Here is a 6,298-nt window from a genome sequence, read left to right on the forward strand (position 1 = left end):
ACGACAAGGAGCCATTGTTGGCTGCGCTCCTGATCTTTCGCATCCTCTATCATCTGTTGCCGTTCGTGCTTGCACTGGCATTGTTTGCTGGCATCGAGCTCCGGCGCAACATGACACGCGTTCGGGCGCCGCGTAGCCTGTCGTAAAACTGCAGCGCGCATTCGATAGTCTGATCGAATCGTTGAGGCGAGGCTTCGATGGCGATTCGATTGATGGCCGGCGCGTTGCGCAGTGACGCGCCGCGCAGCGAAGAAGCGATCTAGGACAGGATCGTCGCGTTCTGCCTGCGACAAGTGGTCCATACGCAAAGCTGGGAAGATCCAGAGGCCGATCTGGCGGCGATGCGATTGCCGCTGGGATCGACGATCGTCGCCGCGTCGTCGACCGGGTGTAATGCGCTGTCCTACCTCACTGCACAACCGGCGCAGGTCTACGCGGTCGATTGCGACAATGCGCGTCTCGCATTGCTCAAGCTGAAGCTGGCCGGTGCGCGGAGTCTCTCAACTTATGAGCAATTCTGGCAGTTCTTCGGCGAAGGATCGTCGGCCGCGAATGAGCAGCTTTATGTCGAGCGGCTGCGTCCGCTGCTCGACCCCCAGGCACGATGCTATTGGGACCGCATGACCATGTTCGAACGTCCGAGATATGCCTATTTCGCTGACGGGCTCTATCGGCACGGTCTGCTTGGCCGCGCGATCGGTTTCGCCTTGTTGGTCGCAAGGCTGGCTCGGATCGATGCAAAGGTGCTGCTGAGCGGGACAACCGGCTCTCCTGAATGGACGGAGGCCTTGGCCTGCTAGACCGGCTGTTTCACGCGGGTTCGTTGCGATTCTTGATGCGGGTGCCGGCCGTGCTGTCGGGGTTCGGCATTGCACCATCGCAGCGTGCGCGGCTTGGCGCAGGACGGCCGCTCCAGGAAGTGCTTCACGAGCGGCTGCTGAGGTTGATCGAACGGCACCCTGAGGAGGTCAACTACTTTGCTTGGCAGGCGCTGGCACGTCGTTATCCCGGGCCTGGCGATCGGGGCTTGCCGCTTGATCTCCAGCGTCGCCAGTTCGCCAGGATGCGCAACGGTGCCGGCGTCATCATTCCGGTCCATGCCGGACTCTTGGAATTTCTTCGAGGTCTGCCTGCCCGTGAGGTCGATGCCGTGGCGCTGTCGCATTCGCACGATTGGCTGAATCTGGAAGCCATTCGGACACTGTGGGATGCCATCGACCGCGTCGGCAGCGAACGAGTGTGCGTGGTCTTCCGCACCGCAGGAGCCGAGTCGCCGCTCGAAAGGGCAGAGCTTGCAACCCTGCGCGAGAGCTGGCGTCGCGACGACGAACGCAGTGCGGTCGGCTTTGAACTCGATCGCGGGGCTATTCATGGCGGCTTCCATTGCTATTTGCGCAGATAGCCGGGCCAGCCAGCCGATGTTGCGTCGCGGGATGACGCGATATTGTGAATTGTTCAAGTTCCGGCAAAGATAAAGTCATCGTTGCGCACGGTAGAGTGAGATCAATCGAACGCCGATCTGTTAGATAATGCCAGCGATCCAGGCTTCGTATCCCCGGAGTGAGGGCATGAACAAACTCGTCGATATCCGCAGTCAGGAGTATCTGTGTCGCGAGCGTGCCGCCCTGGATACGCAGCGCAAGGGGTTTTGGCTTTCGCAGGCGGAAGAATGGGAAAAGCGCGCCCTCGAAGAAATCGCGCTGCATTTCCGGGAATGCAATCTCAGTTGGTCCGATTTGCCATCGGCCACGCACTGAGCGCCCAAGGGGCATCCAGCCGGCGATGAGTCAGGTGGTCCGATCACCACCTGTTCTTGACATGCATAATCGTCAAAGCGCCTCTCACGAGAGCGCCGATTACGCCTGATCAGACGCGAAACATCGTCGCATCTCGCGAAGTCGATCAGTGCGCGAGCGGCTTCTTCACGGTGTGGCGAACCTCGGCGCCGCAGTCCGCGCACTCGTAGATGAAGTCGATCTTCGCCATGCTCCAATGCGGCTCGACGTCGCGCACGAACATAGGCAGCAGGCCGATGCAGCCGGGGCACATGACCGGTGCGAGCTCGGTATCTTCGCAATGTCTGATGTACGCAGGCATTTTTGGCTCTCCTTGCACTTGACCAAGCGAACCTCAACCACGCGCGCGAACCTACCGCTCGCGCACGTGGGTCCGTCATCAACTGTTTCGAACGGACGGAGAACAGCCGCACAATGTGCGTGGCTGTGACATTCGTGTAACATCCAAGAAGCGAACCAGTTCCGGCCGTGCCCCGCGTCCGATAGTCGTTCGGGACACACGTAGTCGGGCCGGGGCGCAATTCTCATTTGGGGCGGGGCACCGCAACTATCAGCCGAGATGCTGAGAAGATCGAGGGCTGCTGGACAAGAAGCTTCAGCGCTCTTCCATGATCGTGAAGACCAGACCGGTGAGTGTCGCGCCGACCGCAAAGGCCAGGGTGAATGTGCCGACAAAGAGCGCAAGCGTCACCTTGGGCTGATAGCTGTGGGCAATCAAGGTCGCGATGCCGAAGGCGTCAATGAACGTCAATGCGAATGCGAAGCCGAGCCCCAGTGCGACACCCATGGCCGTGTGGCAGGCCATCTCGAGCATGATGGTCGGATTGAGCCGTACTGAGCGCTTCCGTGGCCGCATGGGACGAACTCCTATCTCTGCAATGTGAGGATCAACACCGGGAGAACGGCGCCTGCCAGAGCTCCGAACAACGCCCAAGGTCGAGCGGATGTCCTCAGGGTGATCTCACCGCCGCGGGCTTTTCAGCAGGGTAGAGATCGGTTTGGTCTGGCGAAGATGGCGCGTCTGCTCTCACCGTGCTTGCCTCGATCTGGGTATCGTCGGGAGCGGATCAGGAACGTTCAAGGCGCGGACCGGTTCCCCAACCTGAGCGGACGAGCCGCAAATTCAACTGGTGGTGATGTTGCCTGTCGCACCGGCCGGACGAACAATGATCGTGCTACCAATGGCCGGGAGGACCGCTGACCGGATGGCTCGCTCGAAGATCATTGCAGGTGTTGCGGCCGTGTTGCTCGTCGCAGGCTGTGGCGCGTTTGTACTGGTATGGCGGCCGGCGATAGCCGCGGTCGCGCCGGCATCGTCAACGTCGTTTCGGCCCGACCTGATCAGGCGCGGACGCGATCTGGCTGCCATCGGCAACTGCAACACCTGCCATACGGTGCGCGGCGGCCGCGACTTTGCCGGTGGACTGCCGGTGCCGACGCCATTCGGCACGATCTTTTCGACCAACATCACGCCCGATCCCGAGAGCGGCATCGGCGGCTGGTCCGAAGCCGCGTTTCGCCGCGCCATGCGGGCGGGCGTGGATCGCGACGGGCATCATCTCTACCCGACGTTTCCGTACGACCATTTCACCAACATCTCCGATGCCGACGACCGCGCGCTCTATGCCTTCCTGATGACCCGCGAGCCGGTGCACGCACCGACGCGGACAAACGAGGTCTCGTTTCCATACAACCAGCGCTGGCTGCTTGCAGGCTGGAAGCTGCTGTTCCTGCATCACGGGACGTATCGGCCTGCGCCTGACAAGAGCGCGGAATGGAATCGCGGCGCCTACCTGGTCGAGGGGCTGGCGCATTGCGGCGCCTGCCATACCCCGCGCAATGCGCTCGGGGCAGAGCGGACCAATGCCTCCTTCTCTGGCGGCGATGTCGACAACTGGCAGGCCTATGCGATCAACACACATTCGCCGGCGCCGGTGCATTGGGATCGTGAAGCGCTCATCGCCTATTTGCGGCAGGGCTGGCATGCCGATCATGGCACCGCGCGCGGCCCTATGGCGGAGGTGGTGAGCAATCTGTCCTCGGTGCCTGCGAGCGATGTGACTGATATTGCGACCTACATGGCCGATGTCTTTGGCAAAGCTCCCACCGATCGTAAGGCGGCGTCGCCGAGCGTCGCTAGCTTATCCGGCGATCCCGGGGCGGCGATCTATGCGGCTGCGTGCGTGAGCTGTCACGAAAGCGCGAGGCCATTGCCCTATGGCGGCGTCGACCTTGCGCGCTCCACTGCCGTCAGCGTCTCAGATCCGCGCAATCTCGCCAATATCGTGATCGCCGGTGTGCAGCCGGTCGCAGGTGAGAGAAGCCCGATCATGCCTGGCTTCGGCAACAGCATGGACGACAATCAGATCGCTGCGCTGTTAACCTATCTGCGAGCACGCTTCGGCGAAGGACCGGCGTGGATGAACGTTGAAGAGATCGTGAAACAGGCGCGGCAGACGCAGACCGCTTATGTCAGGACAGCGGCCGGACCGCAGAATGCGCCGGCCGACGCGGCACAGCGAGACAAGCCATGATGACATTGCACGTCAACGGATGGGATCACCAGGTCGATGCCGAGCCCGACACGCCGCTGCTCTATGTGCTGCGCGACGATCTGAAGCTCAATGCCGCCAAGTTCGGCTGCGGCCTTGGGCAGTGCGGCTCGTGCACGGTCATCGTCGATGGCAAGGCGGTGCTGTCCTGCGTGACGCCGATCCTGCTGCTACGCGGCAAGCAGGTCACCACGCTCGAGGGGCTGGGCGATGTCGCAAACCCGGCGCCGATCCAGCGCGCCTTCATGGAGGAACAGGCCGCGCAATGCGGCTATTGCATCGCCGGCATGATGATGCGGGGACAGGCGCTGCTGATGCGCAATCCAAAGCCTGACGATGCCGAGATCCGAGCCGAGCTCGCGCTGCATCTGTGCCGTTGCGGCACCCACATGCGCATCCTGCGTGCGATTCACCGCGCCTCGCGCCTGATGGATTCAGCCGAATTGTCGACAACGACGGGGGGCGCGCGATGAGCGGTCCGTTCACTCTCGATCGACGGCAGGTGCTCGCCGGTGGCGTCGCGCTGGTCGTGAGTTTTTCGTTACATGGCGCGCGAGGGCAGGAGCAGAGTGGGGCGGCCGCGAGTGCATCGCCCAAGCCACTGGGTAGCCTGAAGACCGCGCCCTATCTCGATTCCTGGCTTCGCATCGAAGCCGACGGCACAATCACGATCTTCACCGGCAAGGCGGAACTGGGTCAGGGATTCAAGACCGCCTTCCAACAGATCGCGGCCGAGCAGCTCGACGTGCCGTTTGCATCCCTGAAGGTGGTCACTGCCGACACCGGTCTGACCGCGAATGAGGGCTACACCGCAGGCAGTCACTCGATGCAGGACAGCGGCACCGCTATCCTGAACGCGGCCGCGCAAGCGCGCGCGCTCCTGGTCGCGGAGGCTGCCAAGCGGCTTGAACTCCCGGCGGAAGCGCTGCGCACCGAGCAAGGCGCCGTGATCGCCTCCGATGGCCGCAGGCTTACTTATGGCGAGCTGATTGCCGATGGTATGCTGCATGTCCAGGCGCAGCCGACTTCGCCGTTGAAGGATCCGGCGAGCTTTACCGTGATGGGCCAGCCGATCCAGCGGGTCGATATTCCGGCCAAGGTTACGGGCGGTCAGGCCTATGTCCAGGATATGCGGCTTCCCGGCATGGTGCACGCGCGCGTGGTGCGGCCGCCGAGCTATGGCGCGCAATTGACCGAATGCGAGACCGCCTCGGTCGAGAAGATGCCGGGCGTGGTGAAGGTGGTCCGTGACGGCAATTTCCTTGCGGTGGTTGCGGACAAGGAGTTTCGTGCGGTAAAAGCGATGAACGCGTTGGCGGCCGCCGCGATGTGGCAGGAGACGGCACATTTGCCGAGCCGGGACGACATCACCGACGTCCTGCTTGGACTGCAATCACAGGACAGCGTGATCCTTGAACGAGGCGATGCGTCCGCAGCCGGGCAGACCACGCTGGCAGCGACTTACACGCGGCCCTATCAGTCGCACGGCTCGATCGGACCGTCCTGCGCGGTGGCGCAGCTCACCGGCGATCTGACGACGGTGTGGACGCATACGCAGGGTGTCTATCCCGACCGGCAGGCGATTGCCGAGATGCTGCGGGTGCAGCCGGCCAAGGTCCGCTGCATTCACGTCGAAGGCTCCGGCTGCTACGGCCACAATGGTGCCGACGATGTCGCGGCGGATGCTGCGTTGATCGCGCGCGCGATGCCGGGAACGCCGGTGCGCGTGCAATGGATGCGCGAGCAGGAGCACGCCTGGGAGCCGTTTGGTCCGGCGATGGTGACCAAGCTCAGGGCTTCGCTCGGCACCGATGGGAAAATCGCCGCCTGGAATTTCGAGGTCTGGAGCAATACACATTCGATGCGGCCCGGTAGCGCCGGCTCGTTGCTGGCGGCCCAGCACATGGCGCAACCATTCGAGGTGCCGGCGCCAAAACCTCTGCCGCTGCC

At 62.8% G+C, this 6,298-nt stretch carries 8 protein-coding genes; 6 read left to right on the top strand and 2 right to left on the bottom strand.

Features of this window, described 5'->3' with window-relative positions; translation table 11 throughout:
* The first annotated feature begins 341 nt into the window (after window positions 1-341).
* From WA702_RS02960 to WA702_RS02970, 3 genes are all read left to right on the top strand, one after another.
* A complete protein-coding gene (locus WA702_RS02960) occupies window positions 342-800 on the top strand; it encodes a DUF3419 family protein (RefSeq protein ID WP_425109031.1) in 459 nt (152 codons plus the stop codon).
* Window positions 801-835: 35 nt separating this feature from the next.
* On the top strand, window positions 836-1,402 hold the full coding sequence (locus WA702_RS02965; RefSeq protein WP_425109032.1) for a DUF3419 family protein: 567 nt from the start codon (window positions 836-838) through the stop codon (window positions 1,400-1,402).
* A 166-nt stretch (window positions 1,403-1,568) separates the two neighbouring features.
* A complete protein-coding gene (locus WA702_RS02970) occupies window positions 1,569-1,757 on the top strand; it encodes a hypothetical protein (RefSeq protein WP_425109033.1) in 189 nt (62 codons plus the stop codon).
* Window positions 1,758-1,902: 145 nt separating this feature from the next.
* On the opposite strand, the gene WA702_RS02975 is transcribed toward WA702_RS02970, so the two are convergent.
* Both WA702_RS02975 and WA702_RS02980 read right to left on the bottom strand, forming a co-directional pair.
* Window positions 1,903-2,097 (bottom strand): hypothetical protein, encoded by a 195-nt coding sequence (locus WA702_RS02975; protein WP_425109034.1) that lies wholly within the window; start codon window positions 2,095-2,097, stop codon window positions 1,903-1,905.
* A 294-nt stretch (window positions 2,098-2,391) separates the two neighbouring features.
* Entirely contained in the window at window positions 2,392-2,652 is a 261-nt protein-coding gene (locus WA702_RS02980) for a hypothetical protein (protein WP_425109035.1), read from the bottom strand.
* A 349-nt stretch (window positions 2,653-3,001) separates the two neighbouring features.
* Here WA702_RS02980 and WA702_RS02985 point away from each other — a divergent pair, with 349 nt between their 5' ends.
* The 3 genes from WA702_RS02985 to WA702_RS02995 form a co-directional block, all read left to right on the top strand.
* A complete protein-coding gene (locus tag WA702_RS02985; protein WP_425109036.1) occupies window positions 3,002-4,330 on the top strand; it encodes a c-type cytochrome in 1,329 nt (442 codons plus the stop codon).
* The gene (locus WA702_RS02990) at window positions 4,327-4,821 is read left to right on the top strand and encodes a (2Fe-2S)-binding protein (RefSeq protein WP_425109037.1); all 495 of its coding nucleotides are present in this window, start codon (window positions 4,327-4,329) and stop codon (window positions 4,819-4,821) included. The genes WA702_RS02985 and WA702_RS02990 overlap by 4 nt, the downstream gene beginning before the upstream one ends.
* A partial coding sequence (locus WA702_RS02995; protein WP_425109038.1) for a molybdopterin cofactor-binding domain-containing protein occupies window positions 4,818-6,298 on the top strand: 1,481 nt, incomplete at its 3' end. The genes WA702_RS02990 and WA702_RS02995, both read left to right, overlap by 4 nt.

The sequence above is a fragment of the Bradyrhizobium sp. genome (assembly GCF_049798375.1).
Classification (GTDB): Bacteria; Pseudomonadota; Alphaproteobacteria; order Rhizobiales; family Xanthobacteraceae; genus Bradyrhizobium.